Genomic DNA, 23756 nt, shown 5'->3' with positions numbered 1-23756 from the left:
AGATAGAAGTTAGTAGCTGGCCATGCAGGTGGCTGCTCGACTGGATTTTTTAGGAGAAGGTATGGTTACACGATTGTTACATGCACTCACTGATAGTGCTGTAGGCAAGCGCGGTAAGTTTGTCACGATCGCAATCTGGTTGATTGTCGCGGTCGTGCTGGTGGTGACTGCACCAAAACTGGCCGATATTTATGATAATACATCAACCCAGAATATTCCCAGTGATGCCAATTCACAGGTAGCGCAACGACTGTTACTGGAAAAGTTTCCTGGTAGTCGTGGCATACCCGCAATTATCGTCTTTTATGATGAAAAGGGATTAAGCGCAGAGGATAAAGCCACCGCCAAAAAGACCAGCGACTGGCTAACCTCCAGCCAGAAACCAACCTCGGTCGATAAAGTGCTCTCGATCTTCACGGTACCGCAGGCTGCCAGCCAGTTGATCTCGCAGGATGGCAAACCATGACCTTGATCGCTAACCTGACCGGCTCATCCTCGGACACGAAATTTCAGAATAGCGTCAAGCAGATGCGCGATCATCTCAAGACAGATACCGCCAATACCAGCGTCCAGGCCTACGTAACCGGACCCGCTGGCGTGATTACCGACACGGTATTGATCTTTGGCTCAGTCGACGTCAAGCTGCTGCTGGCAACCGTCGCGCTGGTCCTGGTGCTGCTGATCGTGTTGTATCGCTCACTCATCCTGGCCTTACTGCCCCTGATAGGCGTGGGTTGGGCGCTACAAATTACCAATGCGTTATTAGGCTTTCTCGGTAAATCTGGTGCAGTTGGTATCAGCCAGCAAGCTACCTCAATCATGACCGTCCTCCTCTTCGGCGCCGGAACGGATTACTGTATCTTTATCGCCTCACGTTTCCGCGAAGAGCTCGCACTGACAGAGGATAAGCATACAGCCATGCGCACCACCATGCGCGCGGTGGGCGAAGCCATCACCTCCAGCGCCGGAACCGTCATCCTGGGACTACTGACCCTCCTCTTCACTTACATTGGACTTTATTACAGCCTGGGTCCTGCCCTGGTCACAGCGATCTTTGTCATGCTACTCGCCGGTCTGACCCTGGTACCCGCCCTACTCGTCTGGCTGGGGCGTGCCGCTTACTGGCCCTTCGTACCAAAATATAATCCTGCCCTGCAAATCGATTCAGAGGAAGAGCTCAAAGGCTTCTGGGGCCGCCTGGGAACCTGGACCGCCCGCCATCGTGTCGTGGCCATAGTCGGCAGTACCGTCTTCCTGATTATCCTGGCCCTCGGCAATATCGGTTCCCTCCCAACCTTTAACTTCTTGACCGCTTTCCGCGATCCCACAGACTCCAGCAAAGGCTATGCGATCCTGCAAAAGCACTTCCCGGCAGGCACGCTAGCCCCAACAACGGTGCTGGTCAAGCTCAGCGGCACCGATGCGGACGCCTATAAACAACTGGTCAAAATCGACGCCTTCAATGCTGCTGCTCAGAAAGCCGCCGGCGTCGCTCAGGTGCAGGGACCAACCCGTCCAACCGGGAAAGATCCACTGGTGGATCCTGCAAAGCTGCAAAATACGATTACAACCCTGCCTGCTCCCGTGCGTGATTCCATCCGCTCAGGCAAACAACCAAGTATGCCAACCCAACCACCTACAACTGGCAAACCGCCTATCGGTGGACAGCAGCCTCCTACAACCGGTAAGCCGCCTACAGGACAGCAACCTCCCACGACTGGCAAGCCGCCTATCGGTGGTAAGCCGCCTGTAACAGGACAACAGCCTCCGGCCTTTACACCGGAACAGCACACCTTCATCTTCCTGGTCGCCCTCGGAGCGGACTACACCATCTTCCTGATGTCGCGTGTCCGTGAAGAAGTCAAGCGACTCGGCATCGAAAAAGGCGTACCACACGCCGTCGCACGCACAGGTGGAGTCATCACTTCAGCGGGCCTCATCCTGGCCGGCACCTTCGCTGTCCTGACGACCCTGCCCCTGAACATCCTCTACCAGCTGGGTGCCTGTGTCGCCGTTGGTATCCTGCTGGATACATTCATCGTGCGCGGCCTCCTCGTTCCAGGCCTCGTACTCATGCTCGGCAAATGGAACTGGTGGCCTGGTCGCCTATAAATACATCCAACGTACCGGCAGCGCTAATCGCTGCGATCAGTGCACGTCCGAGCAGGCAACGGGTCATCGCTACCAGGCACCTGTTCGTACGTACACAGGTTGCCGTGACCAGCAATTCCGGTACAACGGGTCGAAGGGATTTACGGGATAATCTTGTTCAGGAATTTTCCTACATGGCCCGCATAAGCGGCGGGATCAACATTAAAGGAGATACCATGGCCGGCATCGGGAACCAGGATCAGTTCTTTCGTGGTCGGACAGGCTGCATGCAGGCGATCGGCCATTTCCGTTGGGACAAAGGTATCTTCTTCCCCATGGATGAAGAGGACGGGCACCTGCGTTTTCTCTACCTGCTTGAGGGTAGATGCTTCACCAAAGAAGTAGCCGGCACGCAGTTTGCAGACCAGGCTGGTAGCGGGAATAATCGGGAACGCCGGCAGATGGTAGATGCGCTTACCCTGGTAGGCCAGAATATCATTAGCGGAGGTATAGGCACAGTCAGCAACCACGCACTTGACATGTGCAGGCAAGGACTCACCACTGGTCATCAGAACCGTGGCCGCGCCCATCGACACACCATGCAGCGCAATCTCACAATCCTCACCCACGCGCTGAATTAATAGATGAATCCATTTCAAGTAATCCAATCGCTCATGCCAGCCAAATCCGATATAGTTGCCTTCGCTCTCACCATGTCCGCGCGCATCAGGCATCAGGACATTATACCCCAACTCTTCATGATACATCTGGGCAAATGGACCCATGTTCAGCTTGGAGCTACAATTATAGCCATGGGCCACAATCACGGTTTTGGTGGTAGGCGTCGGGGCCGGCAGATAAAAGCCGCGCAGCAACAAACCATCTACAGACTTCATCTCGATACACTCAAACGGCTGCGACTCCACCCATGGCACATCCTGGACCGGGAGGTCGGTCCCGCCATCTTGCTTTAGATCAGGATTATCCAGCAAAAATGTCTTCGGTTGACGATAGATTACCAGACGATAAAAATATAGGCTTGCTGCTACTAATGATAATACAATCACAAGCACTATAATCAGCAGCACAATACTAATAATTGGCATAAAAAATTGGCGCTCCTTTGATTGAAACATAGAAGATTTTTTTATTATTGCATAGAATACAGGCCATTGACTACATAAAAGCTCTAGTGTTCGCTACACATAATCTATACCTACCATTACAGCAAATCCCTTACTCTGGTTTCACATTTAGCATGGTTTGCCTCTTTGCAGAAAAATGCAGTAAGATTAAAGGTACATAGCTGACTGTCAGAATAACTGTCGATAAAAGGTGGAGGAGCATATATGTCAGAGATAGTAGGTGACTTCAGGCAACAGATTGCGACCTTAATGACGCAGGTATTTTCCCTCGTGCAGGCATGTCCGGCGGGCCAGGTGACAACCTATAGCTGGCTGGGCAAGGCCATTGGCTATCCGCGTGGCGCGCGCATGGTTGGATTTTTGATGCATGAAGCACCTGAAGGTGTGCCGGCACAACGCGTGATCAGTAGCAAAGGCGAGCTTACAGGTAGCCGGGCATTCGGCCAGCTAGGCCGGATGCGCCAGTTGTTAGAAAAGGATGGTGTGACCTTTCTAGAGGATGGACATGTCGATCTGAAGCGCTACGGTTGGGATCCTAACCGCGATCTGAGCGAAGACGAGCGTCAACAGATCCTGGCCAATGCAAGCTCAATAACTATTAAACCCAGTCCTCGCCTGCTCACCCTGTTACAAACCGATCCAGCCTCACCATTCAAATTGACCTGAGCAGAAGGTCCCTCTCGTATTACCTAAAGTCGCACTATGTGCTATAATTGCAGCGTAATGGACGCTTTAGGTAATACGCCGCTTTCTGGCATAAGGAGTTTGGATGCCTCGACGTGCCCCCTATATTGTGCGCTGGTCTGCACTGGCGCAACAATATGAGATCGCTGGAACCACCGGCCTGCTGCCTCCCGCCGATCTGGTACCAGGCGAGGCAAGCTGGTTTACCTGGTTAGAGAGCATCACCTCGTTTGCTTTTTATAGTCCATCCGGTGCTAATTGTACTGTCCGTAAAGAAGTGATACAGGGAAGTGGCTCATACTGGTATGCCTATCGCTCACTGCAACAGCGTACCGTTAAGCGCTATCTGGGCCGCACGATGGATCTTTCACTGACACATTTAGAAAAGATCGCCGAGCGTTTTGTGCTGCTGGTAAAGCCAGCGCCCGACGCTCCTTCCCCGGATACAGAGACGATAGAGCCGGTATTACCACCTTCCTCAGGAAAACCGTTAGCTCCATTGCTGGAATCCAAACTGCGACCACCGCGCCTCTCACAGCTACTGGTAGCGCGTCCACGGCTCCATCAACACCTGGATGCCTGGCAAGCCTATAAACTGACACTCATCACGGCACCAGCTGGCTTTGGCAAAACCACGCTGGTAAATTCCTGGTTGAAGAAGCAACCAGACGCACCTGCAACAGCCTGGGTCTCACTAGATACAGGCGACAATGATCCCATACGCTTCTGGCGCTATCTTCTAACCGCCTGCCAGGCCTGGTCTCATCCCGCCAATCAGCACGCGCTCGACTTACTCCTATCCCAGGCCCCACCATCCTTGCAGCCAATCCCCTTAGAAATGGTCCTGACAGTATTTCTAAATCAACTGACCAGGCAGAACCAGCACCACCTCTTGATCCTGGAAGATTACCATGTGCTGACCGAGCCACGCATCCATGCGAGCTTCAACTTTCTCCTGGCCCATCTGCCCGAGACGCTGCATATTATGCTCATAACCCGCCAGGAGCCGCCCTTCGCCCTGGTTCGGCTGCGTGCCAACGGTGAAACCAACGAGCTACAGGCCAGCGAGCTACGCTTCACCCATGAAGAGATGGTGGCCTTTCTGGAACGTACCCTGCCGGTAGCACTCTCAAGCGAGATCCTGGAACGGCTGGAGGGTCAATTGGATGGCTGGGCGGCTGGACTACGCCTGCTCTCACTGTCCTTGCAGGGCAAACATACCACCGAACAGATCGAACGGGTCCTGGCTACCTTTCGCGGCAGCCAGCCACCAATTCGCAACTACTTTGTCGGTGAGGTGCTAGAGGCTCAAACGACAGAGATCCAGGATTTTTTGCTGCGTACAAGCATCCTGACACGCCTCAGTCCGGCGCTCTGTGAGGCCGTGACAGGCCGAGTTGATAGCGCTGATTTGCTGGAAACGATCGAGCAAGCCAATCTGTTTTTAGAAGCACTGGACTGCTCGGATGGATGGTATCGCTATCACGGCCTCTTTGCTGAAGCCATGCAACATGAGGCTCGGAAACAGCTTGGTGAAACGGCCATGCAACAACTTTATCAAACGGCCAGCCACTGGTTTAGCGAGCATGGCATGCTGACAGAAGCCGTTGAGGCCGTGTTTCAGCTCGGTGACTATGAGCAAGCTGCCAGCTTGATTGAGAAACACGTTGAGGCATTACGTTTCCTTGATACCCGGGAGCACCATACCTTGCGCCACTGGTTTGAACGCTTGCCACAAGACATTCTACACCAGCACCCGCTTCTCTGCTTCAGCTACGCGGTTAGCCTGCTCTTCGGGCGCGACCCGCAGAATCCCGAAGAACCGCTTCCACCCAGGTTTGAGGAACTTTTGCACGTAGCAGAACTGAGCTGGCAAGCCACCAGCAACCTGTCAGGATCAGGCAAAATCCAGGCTATACGCGGCCTGGTTCATTTCCAGCAAGGGAAACGCGAGGAGGCTCTGGCCTATACAACCCAGGCCCTGGAGTGGTTAGCAGCAGATGAAACAATCTGGCGCAGCATGAGCTTAATGGTCATGGGACTTGAAGGATTACAGCAAGGTCAGATCAAGCAAGTACGCAGCATTTTTGAGCAAATCTCTGCTCTGTGGACCAGCGCAGGCAACAGAGAGGCACGTGATGGCATTGCCATCTTACTCGGCATACTCTGTCTTGAACAGGGGGACTTGCAACAAGCGGCCTACCACTATCGCCAGCAACTAACTCAGCTTGATCTCACAAATCAACAACCAATGGCGGCCTCAGCACACCTGGGACTGGCCTACATCTATTATGAGTGGAACAGGCTGGAAGAGGCCAGGCAACAACTACAAGAGGGATTGCGGCTGATAGAACTTTTCACCAATATCCCCCAGGATATACTGGCAACCATGACCGAGCTCCTACACGCGCTCCTCCAGCACGGTCAGGGAGAAACAGTGCTGGCGCTGGAGCAGTTAAAGACCCGGCTCAAATGTGCGCAAAACACTTCTCCCGACAATCCATTTTACTTCTATATGTATCATGAAGCACTATCCTGGATCGTGCGCCTCTCACTCCTCCTTGGAGATCAACAGGCCGCGCAAGAATGGATCATCGAACTGACCCATCAGCATAATCATGCTCTCACCATGCCCATAACACATTTACTCGATGCACCAGCTGATGCCACGGCTAGCGATACTCTACAAACAGAAGATATATCTTCCCTGTACACAAATAAACAGGTACCCATGATACTGCAAGAAGGAAAATCATTACTGGAAGCGCGTCTCTATTTAGCTCAAGGACAGGCAGAAACAGCACTTGAGCTGCTCAGCAAGCTCCTACCCACCGCGCATGAGGCCGGACGTGGACGGCATACGCTCCAGATCAGATTGCTATTGGCTCAGGCATACCAGGCGCGCAAACAAACTGCGGAGTCACGTGATGTCCTGCTGCTAGCGCTAAAGCAAGCCTATGCCGGAGGATATCAACGGCTCATCCTGGATGAAGGAGATCAACTATTCCTGCTGCTACGTGATCTCTTGCCTGAATTACCCAGACAGCCCCTGCGTAGCTATGTCCAGGCCCTGCTGCGCTCCTTCGTCCAGCAACGCCGTAAGGTCACGGTTACACCGATCATCTCCACTATCTATGAACCACTATCCAGGCGCGAACAAAAAGTCCTGAGACTTTTAATCGCCGGCCACTCTAATCCCGAGATCGCGCGCGAATTGAGCGTATCCGTGAATACTGTACGCACCCAGATTCAGAGTATTTATCGCAAACTCCAGGTCAACAACCGCCAGGCTGCCAGCGAAGTCGCACGCGAACTGCAATTACTCTAACATGAGTCAAATTTTTCCCGCATTACCTGCCCAGCAGAAATCATCCATCTATTCACTCATGCAGATGATGCACCATCATCCTATCCAACGCTATACTATGTACAACAACAAATGATCTAGTCGTACCGGCAGCGCTGGTCGCTGCGACCTCTTCACATTCGAGCACGTACCTGGTCGCGTCTGTTCCAAACAAACAATATACACAAAAAATAGAGATACTAGAAAGGTGTAAATAACGTGTCGCAAAATAGTCTGGTACTCCCAGAGATTAGCCATAAACAAACGGTGACAAACACGCCGATTATTACTGTAGATAAATTGGTCAAGCACTATAAAAAAGCGGAGCAGAACGCGGTCGACGAGATTTCGTTTGCGGTTCCAACTGGCACGCTCTTTGCGTTGCTGGGCCCCAATGGCGCGGGCAAGACCACGACAATCTCGATCCTGACTTCAGCCAGGAAATGTTTATCGCGCCCATCTCGCGCTACGCTATCGTCTTTGGCAAGATCCTGGGAGAAGCGCTGGTCGCCATGGTACAGGGAGTCGTGCTGATTATTCTGGGCCTGCTCGTCTTTAACGTGCCCATGTCACCACTCACGCTACTGCTGATTTTTCCGGTCTGCCTGATCATCTGTCTGTTTGGAGGTGCCTTTGGTGTCCTGCTAATCTCACTGTTCAACAACCAGCGTACCGCAAACATGATCATGCCTTTTATACTATTCCCACAGTTCTTTCTATCAGGAGTCTTTCTGCCCGTGCGCAACCTGCCCTGGTACCTCGACATTCTCTCGAAAATCATGCCGATGCGCTACGTGGTCGATCTCACCCGTGGCATATGCTACCTCGGACGCCCCGAGTACAAGCAGATCGTCATGTTAAACCCGCTGATCAACCTGGCCATCACCACTGTCCTGTTCGTCGTCTTCCTGGTGAGCGGTACGATTATCTTTGTGCGTAGCGAACGCAATCGTTGATAGATAGAGGAGAAATCAGAAACGGGCAAGGTTACGAGCAATCGCGACATCATCCAGGAAATTCACCACCACGCGGGCAACCTCGCTGGTAAAATTCGCATCTTGCCCGTTGACCATAGCAGGCACCGTCGCAAAGCGTCCATACACATCATCCTTGATCACGGTAGCTAATGGCATGGAGGCCAGATAATTGCTATATGCCTGTATCAGATGTGACTGAGCTTCGAGTAGATGCTTTACAGACGGCAAACGATCGCGCTTCTGATGCGAATTATAGTAAGGATCGGCAGGGACGAGATTCCATAATTCATTGATCGGATATACCGATAGTGGCATCAAATGATCCAGGTCGTATTTCACTCCCACGCGAATCACTTTATGCGACCAGGGACAGGTAAATTCCTTGCCCTCCAGGAGCAGGATATCGATATGATTGCGCTCCCAGTTCAAAGGACGACGATTATCCGGGCGATCTACCAGTAAACTATAGATGCGACCACGATCCACCGGGTCCTCAGATGGCAAGCGCTCAGAAAAAAGACACCACTCATGGATACACAGCGCCTCAATCCACAGTGACATCTCACGGAACGTGCGCCAGAGATCCGCCTTAATGACCACACACCGATCCTCTGGCCGCGTACCCGGAACAGCCACCACATGGCCGGCCAGCAACTTATAGCGCGCTGGCCGCGCAAAGATCCCCCATTCACCAGGACCTGCATGCTGGATCGGCTTTTCCAATGCCTCACAGATCGCTTTCAGAGTCAGCTCATATTGCTGCAATAACTCAGGAGAATATAGGTGTTTCTTGCGTGCAATCTTCATCTCATTGATCAAGAAAAAACCATCTGAGGGCCTGGGAGACACCCAGGGGCTTAAGCGCTCCAACTCCTGTCGCAAGCGCGTCAGGGCATCGCGAAACAACACATCATTTTTCCAGCCATCACCCTGTCGAGCACGTGGACCCTGCCAGATCGGCTGCTGCTCATCCATAAACGGCCAGTAATACGCCACCCAATAGCGCGCCAGCTCGCGCAGCGGTACCGCCACATCCTGATCATAGGTATAGAGATCGGGAAACGACAGCACGACATCATTCATCGCCCGCAACAAAGCAATCTTATAGCTTGTCATCTTGCTATCGTGGCGCAGAATCGTACTGATAACACTGCCCGCCAGCTGAAATGATAACGGCTTTTCCGTCTGCATATACACATCCTATGTATGACAAACATCCAAAAATAGCATGCCCTCCCAACAGCTTCCACTCTATATTGCCTGCATATCAGTATACCATAGCACAAACTCCATCTACTTTATAGCTGCTATTATTCACATATGCAATGCATCACGAATACTCAGTGGCTCGATACCAGTAAGTGTTTGCAAGAGACTGGTATTTAATGATGTGTCTCGTGGATGTGGAAAGTCTGCTGGCATCAACTCGGCATGCAGGTGCTGGCAGGAAATACCTAACTGCTTCATAGCCTCACGATAAAAATCATAGATGCTGACTGCTGGCCCGGCCACATGGACAATGCCAATATAGTTAGAAAGTGTCAGCACGACAATAGCACGCGCCACCTGATTTACTTCCATCGGACTCTTAAGCATGTCGCTGAAATAGGTGAGGTGCTTGCCAGCCAGCAAACTCTCCCGTGCGCCGCTAAGGCGGCTATCCAGCTTGCCCTGTGAATATCCATAAAGATAACTGGGACGAATAATACAATAATTAGCACATCTTTGCTGTACTATTTGCTCAAAGTAGTGCAGATTTCTACCATATGACGTGATCGGGTCTGGAATATCCTCTTCAGTATAATTTCCTTTGCGGCCAGAAAAAATACCGTCACTAGAAATATAGATCACACGACAATGCTTGATCGCCAGCATCAATTGTTGTACACATTGCTGAAAAACAGTAAACTCAACCGCTGATCCTGCCATACTGGCGGCAATAACCACCGTATCCACCCGCTCTTGCTGGATAAAGTCAGACAGAATATCCGTCCAGAAATCATAACGCCACGATCCTTTAAACAGGGCCCTGCTTCGATGGGTAGGAATAACCTGGCCAGCGGGCTGTAGTTGCAGCATCAGTGCCTGGCCCAGATAGCCAGTTGAGCCAACCAGCAATATTTTATGTGCCATCTCTCGTTTCCCTTAATACATGAAAAAATTTATTTTCTTATTTATCTATGATGACGATTAATAATATTGATTGATATCATGCGGAGTATGTCACTTAGTCCAGGTGGGAAGTAGGAGTACGCCATGGCAGTCTCGCCTTCAAACTTATTAGATCAGGTTCTGGATTATACCAATCGAGCCAACCCTTATCCAATCTATGCAAAGATGCGCGAACACCCAATCCAGTTGCAGGATGATGGTCGCTATGTGGTCAGCTCTTACAACCTCGTCAGCCAGCTGATCAAGGATCCGCGTATGAGCGTCGATATGCGCAAAAGTAACGAGCCAACGATCCGCGTCGAACAGCAGGAGCCCGGCTTTGTCTTCCAGGATCCACCCAAACATGACTGGTTACGTCAGCAGGTGATGAGCAAATTCACGCCACAACTGATCAGCAGCCTGCGACCACGGCTGGAGGAGATCGTCAATGAGCTGCTCGATGCCCAACACGGGCAGACACAGATGGATATTGTGGATAACTTTGCCTATCCCTTACCCGTTACCGCGATCTGCGAACTCCTGGGCATCCCACGCGAAGACGAAGCGCAATTCCATATCTGGTCCACCATGATCATCAAAGGGAGCAACCTGGGCAGGGATCTGGAAGCTGTCAAAGAGGCACGACAGGGTCGAGAGCTGCTGAACAATTATATGGGCCAGCTGATCGACAGGATACAGCAGCAGCCACGGCCCGGCCTGCTCTCCGCGATGATCCATGACAATACTGTGGAGAAGCAGATGAATCGGATCGAGCTGGTAACCACGGCCACGCTACTGCTGATTGCGGGACATGAGACGACCGTCAACCTGATTACCAATAGCACGCTGACCCTCATGCGCCATCCTGCTGAATTTGAGCGCTTACGCCGCCAGCCTGCCATCATCCCCAACCTGATTGAAGAGGTTCTGCGCTACGAGCCACCTGTCCAGTTCACGATGCGTAACGCCCTCACAGACCTGACGATCGAAGGCATCCAGATCCCAAAAGGGTCAATTATCATGCTTATGAATGCAGCCGCCAACCGGGATCCCGCCCATTTTCAGGATCCGGACCGCTTTAATCCTGTGCGGCCCGCCATCGAGCACTTCGGCTTTGGTGGCGGCATTCACTATTGCGTCGGAGCGCCACTGGCCAGGCTCGAAGCCGATATCGCCCTGAGAGCCCTGGCACGCCGCCTGATCAACCCACGCCTGCTCCAAGATCCACCACCATACCGCGAAAGCCCAACCCTACGTGGACCTCGCCACCTGCTTGTCAGCTTTGAGCGGATAGCAGATTAGTTACCAGCCTGAAACCAGTGGAAGGATAAAAAAGATCTGGAGACCTTTATCCCTCCACTGGCCTGTCGCGCAGATCGACAAGCGGTAAACCGGTGCGAGCCACTATCATCTGACTGAGCGTCTGAAGCTGCCGCGTATATTCTACCTCGGCACTATCTGGCTGCACATCCGCCGCTCGCCACACAGTTGTCCAGCGCAGAATATCAGTAGCGCTGGACAACTCATAGGTGATAGATGTTTCTGGCCGCTTCCCGTTATAAGTTTGATAGATAGCAAATAATTGTGCTTCCCACCAGTAAATCTGCGTTTTGCCCATGGTTACTCCCTGCTCGGCGACAACTATCTTTGCCCTGCCAAGCCTGGTATACCTATTAAGGATGAGAATGAGAATGATTAAGCCTCCAAAAATAAATACTATTGCGGCAAAAGCTGCCAGAAAACCGTGCCAGCGATCCAACCAGGGAGTAAGAGTATGACTAGAACCTGGAGCCAAAATAAGCGCAAGCATAAGTATAACTAAAACCATCATGGCATAGTCACGTAGGCGTGGGCGTTTAAGCAGTGGTGAAATGATGGTGTAAGGTAATGACAGGGCAGTTGGATTTTCAATCGGTTGTTCGGCGACACTCCATAAATCTGGCCTCATCACCGCCGCATAACGACGCTGCTCAATCCAACGCCAATAGAATAATTGTGTGACAGTATTTAAATAAATCAAAGGATACATTAAAAAGAAACTGATGAATTCACTTCCAGAATCTAAAAATTGCAGGAATGAATCCATAGTTAATGGTGAGGTAAGGTAGCCAAAGACTATTACAGATGCAATAAAAAAAAACATAACCAGGAGCACCGTAAACATAATTTTTTGTGTTCTATATGTCTCTATCAGCGGATTCTTCCGCAATTGTCTGCCATATGCAAATTGCATTATCTTTTTCCTCCCTGAAATACTGCGCCAGTTATGCTCTATGCTCAAATCGATTGTATTTATAGCGATTGGTATAGCAAGCATCCTGACTGACAGATCATCTATATATACGTAATTCATAGATGAGATTAAAATTCATCGTACTCCTTTTAGCGGTTTTATGCAAGATAAAAGTCTTCTTTTTCTGCGACTTGAGTAATACCATAGATCGAAACATAGTTGCGGCATCTATCTCTGCTAATATGCAAGGGCATTGATCTTATACTAGATGGATTGAAGCTACTTCAATAAAGATAGTACAATATTGATAGTAGTTATTGTCATTTGTTTGAGAAGGTTATCTCTAATGAGTATCAATATTCCGATTCGCTTAACTACGCTGGCCGGTAGCGCTGGCTGTGCCGCTAAAATGGGTCCGCAGAATCTGGCCCAGGTTGTGAGTCCCTTAAAACATGCAGGCGTACCACAGGATCTGCTGGTGGGGCTGGATGCGATTGATGATGCGGCGGTCTATCGCGTAAATGCTGAACAGGCGGTGATCAGTACCGCAGACTTCTTTCCACCCGTTGTGGATGATCCTTATAGTTATGGTGCTATCGCGGCGGCGAACGCGGTCAGCGATATCTATGCCATGGGCGGCAAGGTCCTGATGGCCATCAATCTGGTGGCCTGGCCGGATGATCTGGATCCTGCCATTCTCAGCGAGGTGCTGCGTGGGGGAGCCGATATCGTGGCGCAGGCCGGTGGGGCCATCGCGGGTGGGCACACCATCATTGATAATGAGCCTAAATACGGCCTCTCGGTAACTGGCATGGTTCATCCAGACCATATCCTGACCAAGGGCGGCGCGCAGCCTGGCGATATCTTGATCCTCAGCAAACCACTGGGCACAGGACTCCTGACCACCGCGCAGAAACGTAACAAAGTCACTGAAGAGGACATCCAGGCCGCCATTGCCTCGATGACGCGTCTGAACCTCAAGGCCAGCGAAGCACTGGTTGCGGCCGGCAAAGGCGTACACGCCGCCACCGATGTCACTGGCTTTGGCATCATGGGTCATGCCCGCGAGATGGCGCTCCAGAGTCTGACCAACATGAGCTTTGACCTGAACGCCTTCCCCTTGCTGCAAAACGTTCGCCACTATGCCGAACTCGGCTGTATTCCCGGCGGAGCCCAACGCAACAAAGCCTTCCTGGAATCCCATGTCAGCATCGCCGAGGGCATCGACCCCATCGACCAGGCCATCCTCTGGGATCCCCAGACCTCCGGCGGACTCTTTGCCGCCGTCGACCAGGACACCTGGTCCCAACTCGCCAACCTCGGCCCAGAAGTCCCCTTCTGGCGTATCGGCCACGTCACCGACCAAGTCGCCACCGAAGCCGAAGTAGTCCTGGAAGTACGCTAAAACACTACTCGCTTGCTATAAAAAAGAGGAAGAAAATGAGTCATGATTTTCTTCCTCTTTTTTGTGCCATTGTGGAATAACAGTAATGTGACCAAAAATACGATCAACCGATGCTGGCAAATCATAACTTTAGTACTACGTTACAGGATTTTAAAGCCAGTTATTGCTATAATGCCTTTCAGACATAGCAATATTTATTGATGTTATTTTTGGGATACAAGCTTCTATTACTATATATTCATCTATTATCATATGGGGAGGGGAGCACGATGGCAGCCAGTATTGAAAGCACAACAAAGAAACAGACAGCCACACCTGATGCGGCTAAAACATCGCGCCGTGCCACGCTATTGCTATTATCCAGCCAACACCTGATCACGGTGCTTGTAAGTATTGGTCTGGCTCTGGTGGCCCTGCTACCACGTTTGCTACTGGCACGGCAACTTGATGAAGTTACCGATGAAATTGTGTATATATCTGGTGGTAAACTTTATCTAAGCTTGATTGCCAGCCACGATATCACTTCCGGGCAATGGTTAGTCAATCACGAACATCCACCACTGGTCAAAATCTTGATCGGAACGTCGATAGTGCTAAATAACCTCATTGGCCATCCACTCGGCGAACTTATGGCAGGACGTCTGCCCAGTGTGATCATGGGCACCTTATTGGTCCTGGGCATATACTGGTTAGGGCGCGCTCCATTCGGAAAAAAGATCGCACAGATTGCAGCACTGGCCCTGGCAGTGAGTCCCTGGCTGGCATATTTCAGCGCTCTGGCCTATCTGGACATGACCATGGCAACCTTTGTCACCCTGGCCTATCTACTACTATGGCACGCAATCAAGCGCCCCTGGCTCTATCCAGTGGTCACACTGCTCATAGGTTTGGGAGCCGCCAGCAAATATCCTGCCGCCTTAGCCATTCCCGCCATCGTGCTCTTTATCGCCTATTACTATTTCGTGTTGCGACCAAAGCTACCAATCGAGCAGCGACCCGCATTTCCCTGGCGCTGGTGGGCCATCGCCTTTATCGTTGCTCCACTCGGGTTCTTGCTGGCTGATCCAGCCATCTGGCCACAACCTGTAGCACGACTCTTAAGCAGCTTTGCCTTTGAAGCCACCCATTCAAAGAGCGGGCACCTTGTTTTTCTGGACAATCATATTCTTACCCATGTGCCCATCTGGACCAGCGACTATACTATCTTCATAAAAATGAGTAGCTTCCTGACGATTCCTGCTGTATTTTTTTGCATCTTTGCACTGGTCAAAGTCATACGCTTTCATCTCAATCCATCACAGATAGAAGTCACACAGATTAGCCGCCACGCTTACCTGCTGATCTGGCTCATTGGCACGCTTGCGATGTTCAGCCTGCTCAATATCGCAGTTGGCACCCATTATTACCTGCCCGTCACTCCACCTGTTGCCATTGCAGGCGTCGCTGGATTAGCAGTATTACTACATTACCTGACCAACTTGATCTGGAAAAAATCGATACATAGTCTGGATATACCAACACCGGCCAGCGATCAAGACCCACATATAGGCAGCAAGAATCCGGGTATGCAACTCCATATACTCATTCCAGCCATACTCCTTGCCATCCTGGCAATCGCTCCACACTTGCTTGGCTTGAGCACAGTCTATGCGGCTGAAGGCTATACATCTGAGTTATTCCAGAATAACGAAAACCAGCGCTTACAGGTCGCCTATCCTGGCTATCGCGAAGCCCTGCAATGGTTGGCATCTCATTCACAGGACCACGCTAGAGTCGGCCTGATCGGAAGCAGCCTCAATGGAGGCGGCTTATCTGTCAACTGGTTTACCTATAATCCGACCCTGAACCAGCGCTTCCAGCTCAAACAAATCGATGTTACCGACAAAGACTTCAAATATATTCCCAGCAGTTTTCAAGGCTACACCTATCTCATCTGGCCCACCAACCTCAAGCAACGCGGCTATCCATGGCCCGCCGGCTATCATCATATCTATAGCATCACCGGCGGCCAAACTATCTATTGCGACATTCTAACAACATAGTTTCGATCAGGACAATCGCAAGTTCGCAGCCAGAAAACCGTACCCAACACATCACAACTTGTTCATGGTCAATTGAATAACACACTTGACAGTACTTCTACCTTACCTTATTATATCCATAACAGATATATCCGTGTAAGATACAATAAGGTAAGGAGGCAGAGATTTGACACATATCTATTTGATTCGCCATGGCGATAACATTGAGGCTTTGAAGGACGGTAAGTATCAGGATCTGGGTCTTTCAGAGGATGGTATCAGACAAACGGAACGCTTACGTGATCGGTTGGCGAGGACAGGTGAGATAAAGGTTGATGTGTTGATTAGTAGTCCATTGCAGCGCGCACAGGAATCCGCCAGGATCCTGGCTCCGGTACTGGGACAGCCAATTGTGCTGGACCAGGATTTTGAGGAGTGGCGCTGCGAGGATGGTAGTATGACACCCGAGGAGTTCACGGCGCGCTGGAAGCAGGTTCCGGATGAACAAAAACCTTTTTATCGCTGGCAGGATGGTTACGAAACCGGCCAGGAGTTCTCGCTACGTGTTCAATCCGCTCTAAAACGTATTATTGAGGAGCACGCTGGTAAGACAGTGGTCCTGATCAGTCATGGGGGCATTGTTGGAGCAGCATTCACCTATTTCTTCGGGCTGAACACAGCAACACTCTCACCTGTGTCAATTGCCGCTCGAAATACTTCAATTACCCACTGGCATAAAGCAGAACATGCATCCAAATGGGCATTAGAACGCTATAACGATTATCAACACTTATAATTAAGCACACCTTACAATCCTTTATATAAAAACAAGCTCGCTAATCCAAAACGCATTAGTGGGCTTGTTTTTATATACGTTCAATCTTTATCTATCAACGTTGCTGGTTTGCCCCAGCCACCTCCGCCGGGTGAGGCGATGGAGAGTCGATCACCAGGTGCGGCTCGGAAGTGGATTTTTCCGGGCAGGCTGCTTTCCTGCCCATCATGGATCAAGCGATTCTCGCCACGCTGGCCTGGCTCTCCTCCCTGGAGTCCATAGGGTACGAAGCGGCGGCGCTCGCTGAGCAGGGTTACGTCGGTCGGGACTTCAAAGCTAATTTCACGGATCAAGCCATCGCCTCCACGGTGCAGACCGTGACCACCAGAATCGTCGCGCAGTTGATAACGGGTGATGCGCATGGGATACGCGTACTCGAACGCTTCAACGGGTGTGTTGAGGGTGTTGCTCATGTGCACATGTACCCCGGACATCCCATCGCACTCGGGACCAGCCCCCATACCACCACCCATGGTTTCATAGTAGGCAAAGGGTTGCTGACTGCGGGGATCGATGCCACCGGCAGTCAGGTTGTTCATGGTTCCCTGTCCGGCGGCCGCAATAAGCTCCGGGAGCGCCTGAGCCAGGGCTCCAAAGATGGTATCGGTAATACGCTGGGAGGTCTCGACATTGCCCTGCGCGACCCCGGCGGGCGGACGCGCATTGACCACTGTTCCCTCTGGTGCGATCACCGTCACCGGCGCAAAAGTACCATGGTTCATCGGCGCATCCTCTGGTAGCAGGCAGCGCACCGCATAGTAAGCCGCCGAACGAGCAATTGCCGCCACGGTGTTGATATTACCACGGACCTGAGGACTACTGCCCGAGAAATCCACCGTCAGGTCACTTTCATACACCGTCACCCGAACGGCGATTTTGACGGCCTCAGCGCTCATCCCATCGTCATCCAGGTAATCCTCAAAGGAGTACGTGCCATCTGGAATCTTCTCAATACTGGCGCGCGTGATACGTTGGGCATAGGCGATCAGCGCCTCGACATGTTCCTCCAGGATCGGCAAGCTCCAGCGCTCAACCAGCTCCTGCATGCGGCGGATCGCCGTCCGGTTCGCCGCCACCTGGGCTGTGAGATCGCCACGCCGCTCCTCAGGGGTACGCACATTGCGCAGCAGCAGGGCCAGTAACGGCTGGTTGAGTTGACCAGCATCCCACAACTTGATCGGCGGAATAATCAGCCCTTCCTGGTAGATCTCGCTGGCCAGCGGCATCGAGCCCGGCGACATCCCACCAACATCCGAGTGGTGAGCGCGATTGGCCGCGAAACCAATCAGGCGCTCATCACCTGCTAGCTCGACAAAGATCGGCGAGATCAACGTAATATCTGGCAGGTGCGAGCCGCCCAGAAAAGGATCATTGAGCGCGATCAGATCACCAGGCGCAAAGCTATCAAAGCTGGCCAGCGCGGCCGCCACCGAGTCCGGCATTGCACCCAGATGGACCGGAATATGCGCAGCCTGGGCAATCAAGCGACCCTGGATATCAAAGAGCGCACAGGAAAAGTCGCGTCGCTCTTTGATATTGGGAGAATAACTACTCAGCATCAAGACCGTGCCTATTTCTTCAGCCAGTGCCGTCAGGGCACTGCGCAAGATCTCCAGGCTGATCGGCGTCACATGTGTCGTCTCGCTCATAGCGTTATTGCTCCTCTCTGCGCTCAAGGATCAGATTGCCAACCTGATCAACGTATCCCTGCCAGTCAGGTGGCAACACAGTTGTGGTATCATACTGCACAATAATCGCCGGACCCGCCAGCGTAGTCTCTGCAACCAGGTTAGCACGCTCATAGACAGGCGTCTCATATGTCGCCACCGCTCCTGTGGATCCTGCGAAGACCACCTGACGCTGGCTTAATGGGATCAAGCGTTGATCAGTACTTGCCTGCTGGTGCTGCGGCTCAGGCTTATGGGTCAGACCACGCGCTTTTAAGCGTACATTCACCACCTGTACACGCTCAGCAGGATCATTATAGCCAAAACGCTGCTCATGGGCCGCATGAAAATCCCTGACTGCCTGCTCAATCTTTTGTACAAACGGGATACGCAATTCATAGGATTGGCCCACATAGCGGAGATCCAGATAACGCTCGATGCGTACATCCTCAGCAGCAATGCCCTCAGCTTGCAGGTCCTGCCGACCTTGCTGCTCCAGATCCTGCAACACGGTAGTTACTACTTCCTGAGCCTGCTCGCTTGTGAGCATGACGGTCCGCACATAATCTTTGAGCGTATCCGCTACCAGCGTACCCAGAGCTGACAGCACGCCTGGCACTGTGGGGACCAGCACACGTGGAATACGCAGGGCGGCCGCCAGTTCACAGGCATGGAGGGGTCCGGCACCACCAAAGGCAACGAGCGTAAAGCTACGCGGATCACAACCACGCTCGACCGAAATCACGCGAATCGCGCCCTCCATATTGGCATTGACCACACGGATAATCCCCAGTGCCGCCTCTTCCGGCGTGGTCTGCAGGCGTGTCGCAATCAACTGAACAGCCAGGTGCGCCGCCTGTAGATCCAGAGTCATGGCACCACCCAGAAAGGCTTCTGGAATCAGACGACCAAGCACAACATTCGCATCGGTGACGGTGGCTTCATGTCCACCAAGTCCATAGGCCGCTGGACCGGGGCTGGCACCCGCTGATCTGGGCCCAACGCGCAGGGCTCCTCCGGTATCAAACCAGGCGATACTCCCACCACCCGCGCCTACGGTATGGATATCTATCATGGGTAGTTTGCTCGGATAGCCACCAACCATGCCATCAGTCGTCTCAGTAGCCGCACCATTGATCAGGGCCACATCGGTCGAAGTACCACCGATATCAAAAGAGATTGCCTGCTCAAAACCGGATGCCTGCGCCACATAGACCGCACCAACCACGCCAGCCGCAGGTCCTGAGAGAAGTGTGCGAGCCGCTTCGCTACGCGCGGTCCCACTGGAAATAGAGCCACCATTGGATTGCATGATACGTAGGGTCGTATGGGATGGAAGTTCCTGCTCCAGTCGTTCCAGATAGCGCGCAATCAAGGGACCAATGTAGGCATTGAGCACCGTCGTACTGGTGCGCTCATACTCACGGAATTCTGGCAGAATTTGTGAGGAGACCGAGGTATAGAAACCGGCTTGCTGAGCCAATTCAGCCACGCGCTGCTCATGGGCAGGATTGGTAAAACTAAAGAGCAATGATATCGCCACGGCCTCGACAGCAGCGCTTTGCAGGCGCTCAAGCGCTGCTGTCAGCGAAGCCTCATCCAGTTCCAGCAGGACTTCACCACGCTCATTCAGTCGCTCAATGACCTCAACCCGCAACTCGCGCGGAACCAGCGGCTCCACCTTCTGTGCCTGCAAGCTGTACAACTTCGGTCGCGCCTGACGGCCAATCTCTAAAATATCGCGAAAGCCAGCCGTCGTAATCAATCCTGTCGCCACACCCTTATGCTCCAGCACCGCATTCGTCGCCACCGTCGAGCCATGCACCAGCACATCAAACGTCTGCAAAATACCTAACTCACCCAACCCTTGTAGAATCGCCTGGGATGGGTCCTCGGGCGTGGAAAGTACTTTATGAACTTTGAATGTGCCAGCATACAACAGGACAAGATCAGTAAATGTCCCTCCCGTATCAACACCCACCAGGACATATGACATGACAAACCTCCTTCAAGCAGCAATCTTTACGCAAAAGCTTCCATGAAAAGATGCATTTAACACAAGAAAGGTAGTAAAAAAAATATTCGAGCAATCTATCTCCTGAGAAGTATCTGCATAACAAAAACTTAATAGAGCATTAATCTATCAATGTTAGGCTATAGTGAGTAGACCACATTTCTCGACTAAATTTCCTGGCTCTCCGTCCTTCCGGGGGAAGAGGGGAGGGGTAGGGTTGCGAGGACACCTCGCGCTCCGTCAGGGTCTGCCGCCCCTGCACCCTGCTTTCCCCCTAATGGCCGGAGAGCCAATTTCCTATGTTTTTTTAGCGCATAACAAAAAATGTATGGTTAAATAGATTATAATAGGTGACATGGGTAAAAAAATACCGATTGCCCATATTGCCGATGCTAATCGTACTATACAAGGAGGATGTAGCTATGGTTGTCGCGGATTTTTATACAAATGGAGAATATCTACAGAAGAACCCCGATTGGCATGAAGATGCTGCTCGCTGGAAGGCTGAGAGTATTTTAGAAATGATGCAGCGCAATGCATTGTTACCCAAAACTACCTGTGAGATAGGCTGTGGATCGGGCGGAATCCTGCAGATTATCCAGCAAAGTTTACCGTCTGATTGCACTTTTGATGGCTATGATATCGCTCCACAGGCTATCGACATAGCCAAAACACGCGAAAACAGCCGCTTACACTTTCATCTCGGCGATTTCTTTGCCGCCAAAGAACTACCCCACTTTGATCTGATCCTTTTCATCGATGTATTGGAGCATTTCGAGAACTGCTTTCAAATTTTACGCGATGTCCATCCCAAGAGCACCTACAAAATTCTTCAACTGCCGCTCGACATCTCCGTCAGATCGGTGTTTAAGAACGAGTTAATCGACTATCGTCATACAACCGGACACTTACACTTTTTTACCAAAGACATTGCATTGGAAATCCTACGCGATGCTGGCTATGAGGTGCTTGATTATTACTATAGCTTACAGCCGCTGGATCCTGAACCCTGGAGCAAAGTCAAAAGTCCAACAAAAGCGCTCTATAAACTTATTCGGCTGGCTAAGCGAGCCCTCGTCAGGCTACCATCCCAGCTCTGCTATGCCTTCAAGCCTGACTTTGCAGTACGCGTCTTTGGCGGCTGGCGTCTGGTCGTTCTGATTAAATAATTCACTCACACCTATATATAATAATGGGCATGCATCTGTGACTGCATACCCAACTCATTATATAGATCTATCGCATAGCCTTTTCTCCAGGCTTACATGGCGCCGACCCGCTTATTTTTGTGGCTGCACCATAACTTTAATCGCTTCACGTTTATCCATGGCAGCATAACCAGACGGAACCCCATTCAGATCAACCGTCATATCCAGTACAGGAGATGGATCAATTTTGCCGGCAATAACATCTTTAAGCAAATCAGGTATATATGCTCGCACTGGCGCGATGCCGCCGCGCAAAGAGATGTTTTGCATGAAGAGTCGGGAGAATTTCAAGTTTTCGCTGCCATGGGGAGCGCCAACATAACCAACCCCACCACCAGGACGAGCAACATCAATCGCCATATCCATCGCCGCTTTCGTTCCGACGCACTCCAGCACCGCATGAGCACCACCTTTGGTCAGGTCCTGTACCCTGGCAATTGCCTCGGCATCACGTTCCTCAACAATATCCGTCGCCCCAAAGCTTTTCGCAATCGCCAGCCGTTTCGGCTGATGTCCGAGTACAATAATGCGTTCAGCACCCAGCCGCTTCGCAGCTAGAACTCCACACAGGCCTACCGCTCCATCGCCGATAATGGCAACTGTTCCGCCCTGGGTGACTCCAGCACACACGGCTGCATGATGACCGGTACCCATCACATCAGTAAGTGGAAGGATTGATTTGAGCAGTTTCTCGTCATTGGATGCTTCCTCAGGAATCTTTACCAGCGTCCCATCTGCCATCGGTACCCGCACCGCCTCAGCCTGCCCACCATCGTTCGCCGCTCCCCCCCAGATGCTACCATGCAAGCAAGAGGTATACAAACCCTTCTGGCAAAATTCACAGGTTCCATCCGAATAGGTAAAGGGAGAAATCACCCGATCGCCTGGCTTGATCGTATGCACATCCTTACCCACTTCTTCTACCATACCCATAAACTCATGACCCAGGCGCCAGCCTTCTTGATATTGATCCATACCACGATAAGGCCATAAATCCGAGCCGCAAATACAGGCATGAGTTACACGCACAATCGCATCACCAGGTTCTTTAATTTGAGGATCAGGAACTTGATCAATTCGTACATCACACTTACCATGATAGACCGTTGCCCGCATGAATACTTACCCTTTCATCCATATAAGGAAAACACACTATGCAAGCTAGCTCTATAAATGTAGCATAACCCTGCTCAACCATGGGTTTTAAACTACTTACATAGCAGATCATTTAAGAATAATCAACAACCTCTATACGTTAAAAGGAGATACGATGTAACTCGCCTCTCTCTCAATGGTAAAGAGAAGCGCACCCTACCTCACCCGACTCTCAACGCTAAAGAAAAAGCCAGCGAGAGCGGTCTCAATGATAAGCCAATCATAAATGGGGCAATATACATAATTACTTTTTTACTAGATGCAAAAGATATCCATAAAGAGCGTAGTATATGTGGTAGAATATGTATATAAAAATAAGCAGAATATGGCTCAAAATGCCAGGGCGGGAGCAAGCGGCATGCTCCCCGTTACCTTCCTCAGCGTGCTCTATCGCTGGCAACAATCCTCATAAGACAATGCACATCGACACCCTGGCAACCTTATTCTGGTTGCGCCCAACTGGGAAGATCTGAATGCTGTCCATTGCGCTGATGAAGTTGCGTCATCGTATTCGCACGACCAAGATACGGACTGCTCAGTTCGGTCTGGAGCGCCAGAATTTGTTCGACCTGCGCCTTAACCGCTGGTGGCAACACGTCGTGTACAGCAATCAAGGTATTCAGAAGTACATTGTCCAGCACCTTCTTCTGCGCCTGTTCGCCCTCAGGATGCTCCTTCAAAGACTGTAAGCGCTCAAATGTTTGCATAAGTTTACGTAAAACATCTTGTTGAACAGCATCTGTGCTTGGTTTGCGTCCACTCATAGCCATCCTTACCTTCCTTCACACTCAATCAGCTAGACAGAAAACATTCAAATGATTGCC

18 protein-coding genes and 1 pseudogene are annotated in these 23756 nt (G+C 51.4%); 11 read left to right on the top strand and 8 right to left on the bottom strand.

Translation table 11 applies throughout. The features are described from left to right. Positions 1–22: 22 nt before the first annotated feature. Together KDW_RS34200 and KDW_RS35265 are read left to right on the top strand one after the other, a co-directional pair. A pseudogene (locus KDW_RS34200) lies at positions 23–1155 on the top strand (MMPL family transporter); the annotation flags it as partial. Positions 1156–1620: 465 nt separating this feature from the next. Next, positions 1621–2112 (top strand): MMPL family transporter, encoded by a 492-nt coding sequence (locus KDW_RS35265; RefSeq protein ID WP_269822522.1) that lies wholly within the window; start codon positions 1621–1623, stop codon positions 2110–2112. Positions 2113–2252: 140 nt separating this feature from the next. Here the strand turns inward: KDW_RS35265 and KDW_RS22630 are convergent, their stop codons facing one another. Continuing rightward, positions 2253–3197: an alpha/beta hydrolase gene (locus KDW_RS22630; RefSeq protein ID WP_151758203.1), complete on the bottom strand. Its 945-nt coding sequence runs from the start codon at positions 3195–3197 to the stop codon at positions 2253–2255. Positions 3198–3440: 243 nt separating this feature from the next. Here KDW_RS22630 and KDW_RS22625 point away from each other — a divergent pair, with 243 nt between their 5' ends. From KDW_RS22625 to KDW_RS22610, 4 genes are all read left to right on the top strand, one after another. Continuing rightward, a complete protein-coding gene (locus KDW_RS22625) occupies positions 3441–3902 on the top strand; it encodes an MGMT family protein (RefSeq protein WP_198925426.1) in 462 nt (153 codons plus the stop codon). 103 nt (positions 3903–4005) lie between these two features. After that, positions 4006–7248: a winged helix-turn-helix domain-containing protein gene (locus KDW_RS22620; protein ID WP_151758202.1), complete on the top strand. Its 3243-nt coding sequence runs from the start codon at positions 4006–4008 to the stop codon at positions 7246–7248. A gap of 237 nt (positions 7249–7485) precedes the next feature. Next, positions 7486–7800, top strand: a complete 315-nt coding sequence (locus KDW_RS35260) for an ATP-binding cassette domain-containing protein (protein ID WP_269822500.1) — start codon at positions 7486–7488, stop codon at positions 7798–7800. Then, positions 7710–8222 carry an ABC transporter permease gene (locus KDW_RS22610; protein ID WP_151758201.1) on the top strand — a complete coding sequence of 171 codons (513 nt, stop codon included), beginning with the start codon at positions 7710–7712 and terminating at the stop codon, positions 8220–8222. Before KDW_RS35260 ends, KDW_RS22610 begins: the two co-directional genes overlap by 91 nt. 15 nt (positions 8223–8237) lie before the next feature. Here KDW_RS22610 and KDW_RS22605 read toward each other — a convergent pair whose 3' ends face one another. After that, the gene (locus KDW_RS22605; protein ID WP_151758200.1) at positions 8238–9434 is read right to left on the bottom strand and encodes a DUF8808 domain-containing protein; all 1197 of its coding nucleotides are present in this window, start codon (positions 9432–9434) and stop codon (positions 8238–8240) included. Positions 9435–9557: 123 nt separating this feature from the next. Continuing rightward, the gene (locus KDW_RS22600) at positions 9558–10376 is read right to left on the bottom strand and encodes an SDR family oxidoreductase (RefSeq protein ID WP_151758199.1); all 819 of its coding nucleotides are present in this window, start codon (positions 10374–10376) and stop codon (positions 9558–9560) included. A gap of 123 nt (positions 10377–10499) precedes the next feature. Between KDW_RS22600 and KDW_RS22595 the strand changes: the two genes are divergently transcribed. Continuing rightward, complete coding sequence (locus tag KDW_RS22595; RefSeq protein WP_151758198.1) at positions 10500–11696, top strand: cytochrome P450; 1197 nt, start codon at positions 10500–10502, stop codon at positions 11694–11696. 46 nt (positions 11697–11742) lie between these two features. On the opposite strand, the gene KDW_RS22590 is transcribed toward KDW_RS22595, so the two are convergent. Then, entirely contained in the window at positions 11743–12627 is an 885-nt protein-coding gene (locus KDW_RS22590; RefSeq protein ID WP_151758197.1) for a hypothetical protein, read from the bottom strand. A gap of 346 nt (positions 12628–12973) precedes the next feature. On the opposite strand from KDW_RS22590, the gene selD reads away from it, so the two are divergent. From selD to KDW_RS22575, 3 genes are all read left to right on the top strand, one after another. Then, on the top strand, positions 12974–14032 hold the full coding sequence (selD, locus tag KDW_RS22585; RefSeq protein WP_151758196.1) for a selenide, water dikinase SelD: 1059 nt from the start codon (positions 12974–12976) through the stop codon (positions 14030–14032). Positions 14033–14301: 269 nt separating this feature from the next. Continuing rightward, positions 14302–16074, top strand: a complete 1773-nt coding sequence (locus KDW_RS22580) for a glycosyltransferase family 39 protein (protein ID WP_162005520.1) — start codon at positions 14302–14304, stop codon at positions 16072–16074. Positions 16075–16240: 166 nt separating this feature from the next. Continuing rightward, positions 16241–16849, top strand: a complete 609-nt coding sequence (locus KDW_RS22575; protein WP_151758194.1) for a histidine phosphatase family protein — start codon at positions 16241–16243, stop codon at positions 16847–16849. A gap of 80 nt (positions 16850–16929) precedes the next feature. On the opposite strand, the gene KDW_RS22570 is transcribed toward KDW_RS22575, so the two are convergent. Then, positions 16930–18537, bottom strand: coding sequence for a hydantoinase B/oxoprolinase family protein (locus tag KDW_RS22570; RefSeq protein WP_151758193.1), 1608 nt, complete (start codon positions 18535–18537; stop codon positions 16930–16932). A 4-nt stretch (positions 18538–18541) separates the two neighbouring features. Beyond that, a complete protein-coding gene (locus tag KDW_RS22565; RefSeq protein WP_151758192.1) occupies positions 18542–20551 on the bottom strand; it encodes a hydantoinase/oxoprolinase family protein in 2010 nt (669 codons plus the stop codon). 440 nt (positions 20552–20991) lie between these two features. Here KDW_RS22565 and KDW_RS22560 point away from each other — a divergent pair, with 440 nt between their 5' ends. Further along, entirely contained in the window at positions 20992–21738 is a 747-nt protein-coding gene (locus KDW_RS22560) for a class I SAM-dependent methyltransferase (RefSeq protein ID WP_162005519.1), read from the top strand. 111 nt (positions 21739–21849) lie between these two features. On the opposite strand, the gene KDW_RS22555 is transcribed toward KDW_RS22560, so the two are convergent. Further along, positions 21850–22893: a zinc-dependent alcohol dehydrogenase family protein gene (locus tag KDW_RS22555; RefSeq protein WP_151758190.1), complete on the bottom strand. Its 1044-nt coding sequence runs from the start codon at positions 22891–22893 to the stop codon at positions 21850–21852. Between the two features lie 479 nt (positions 22894–23372). Next, positions 23373–23696: a hypothetical protein gene (locus KDW_RS22550; protein WP_151758189.1), complete on the bottom strand. Its 324-nt coding sequence runs from the start codon at positions 23694–23696 to the stop codon at positions 23373–23375. Positions 23697–23756 lie beyond the last annotated feature (60 nt).

The organism is Dictyobacter vulcani, assembly GCF_008974265.1.
GTDB lineage: Bacteria > Chloroflexota > Ktedonobacteria > Ktedonobacterales > Ktedonobacteraceae > Dictyobacter > Dictyobacter vulcani.
Note: the sequence above shows the minus strand (reverse complement) of the source record. Positions and strands in the feature narration are given on the sequence as shown.

Excerpts from the sequence above, each read along its gene's own strand:
- KDW_RS22595 (WP_151758198.1), top strand. The coding sequence starts at position 10,500 with ATGGCAGTCTCGCCTTCAAACTTATTAGATCAGGTTCTGGATTATACC.
- KDW_RS22605 (WP_151758200.1), bottom strand. The coding sequence starts at position 9,434 with ATGCAGACGGAAAAGCCGTTATCATTTCAGCTGGCGGGCAGTGTTATC.
- KDW_RS22560 (WP_162005519.1), top strand. The coding sequence starts at position 20,992 with ATGGTTGTCGCGGATTTTTATACAAATGGAGAATATCTACAGAAGAAC.
- KDW_RS22550 (WP_151758189.1), bottom strand. The coding sequence starts at position 23,696 with ATGAGTGGACGCAAACCAAGCACAGATGCTGTTCAACAAGATGTTTTA.
- KDW_RS35265 (WP_269822522.1), top strand. The coding sequence starts at position 1,621 with ATGCCAACCCAACCACCTACAACTGGCAAACCGCCTATCGGTGGACAG.
- selD (WP_151758196.1), top strand. The coding sequence starts at position 12,974 with ATGAGTATCAATATTCCGATTCGCTTAACTACGCTGGCCGGTAGCGCT.
- KDW_RS22590 (WP_151758197.1), bottom strand. The coding sequence starts at position 12,627 with ATGCAATTTGCATATGGCAGACAATTGCGGAAGAATCCGCTGATAGAG.
- KDW_RS22610 (WP_151758201.1), top strand. The coding sequence starts at position 7,710 with ATGTTTATCGCGCCCATCTCGCGCTACGCTATCGTCTTTGGCAAGATC.
- KDW_RS22600 (WP_151758199.1), bottom strand. The coding sequence starts at position 10,376 with ATGGCACATAAAATATTGCTGGTTGGCTCAACTGGCTATCTGGGCCAG.
- KDW_RS22565 (WP_151758192.1), bottom strand. The coding sequence starts at position 20,551 with ATGTCATATGTCCTGGTGGGTGTTGATACGGGAGGGACATTTACTGAT.
- KDW_RS22625 (WP_198925426.1), top strand. The coding sequence starts at position 3,441 with ATGTCAGAGATAGTAGGTGACTTCAGGCAACAGATTGCGACCTTAATG.
- KDW_RS22630 (WP_151758203.1), bottom strand. The coding sequence starts at position 3,197 with ATGCCAATTATTAGTATTGTGCTGCTGATTATAGTGCTTGTGATTGTA.
- KDW_RS22570 (WP_151758193.1), bottom strand. The coding sequence starts at position 18,537 with ATGAGCGAGACGACACATGTGACGCCGATCAGCCTGGAGATCTTGCGC.
- KDW_RS22555 (WP_151758190.1), bottom strand. The coding sequence starts at position 22,893 with ATGCGGGCAACGGTCTATCATGGTAAGTGTGATGTACGAATTGATCAA.
- KDW_RS22620 (WP_151758202.1), top strand. The coding sequence starts at position 4,006 with ATGCCTCGACGTGCCCCCTATATTGTGCGCTGGTCTGCACTGGCGCAA.
- KDW_RS22580 (WP_162005520.1), top strand. The coding sequence starts at position 14,302 with ATGGCAGCCAGTATTGAAAGCACAACAAAGAAACAGACAGCCACACCT.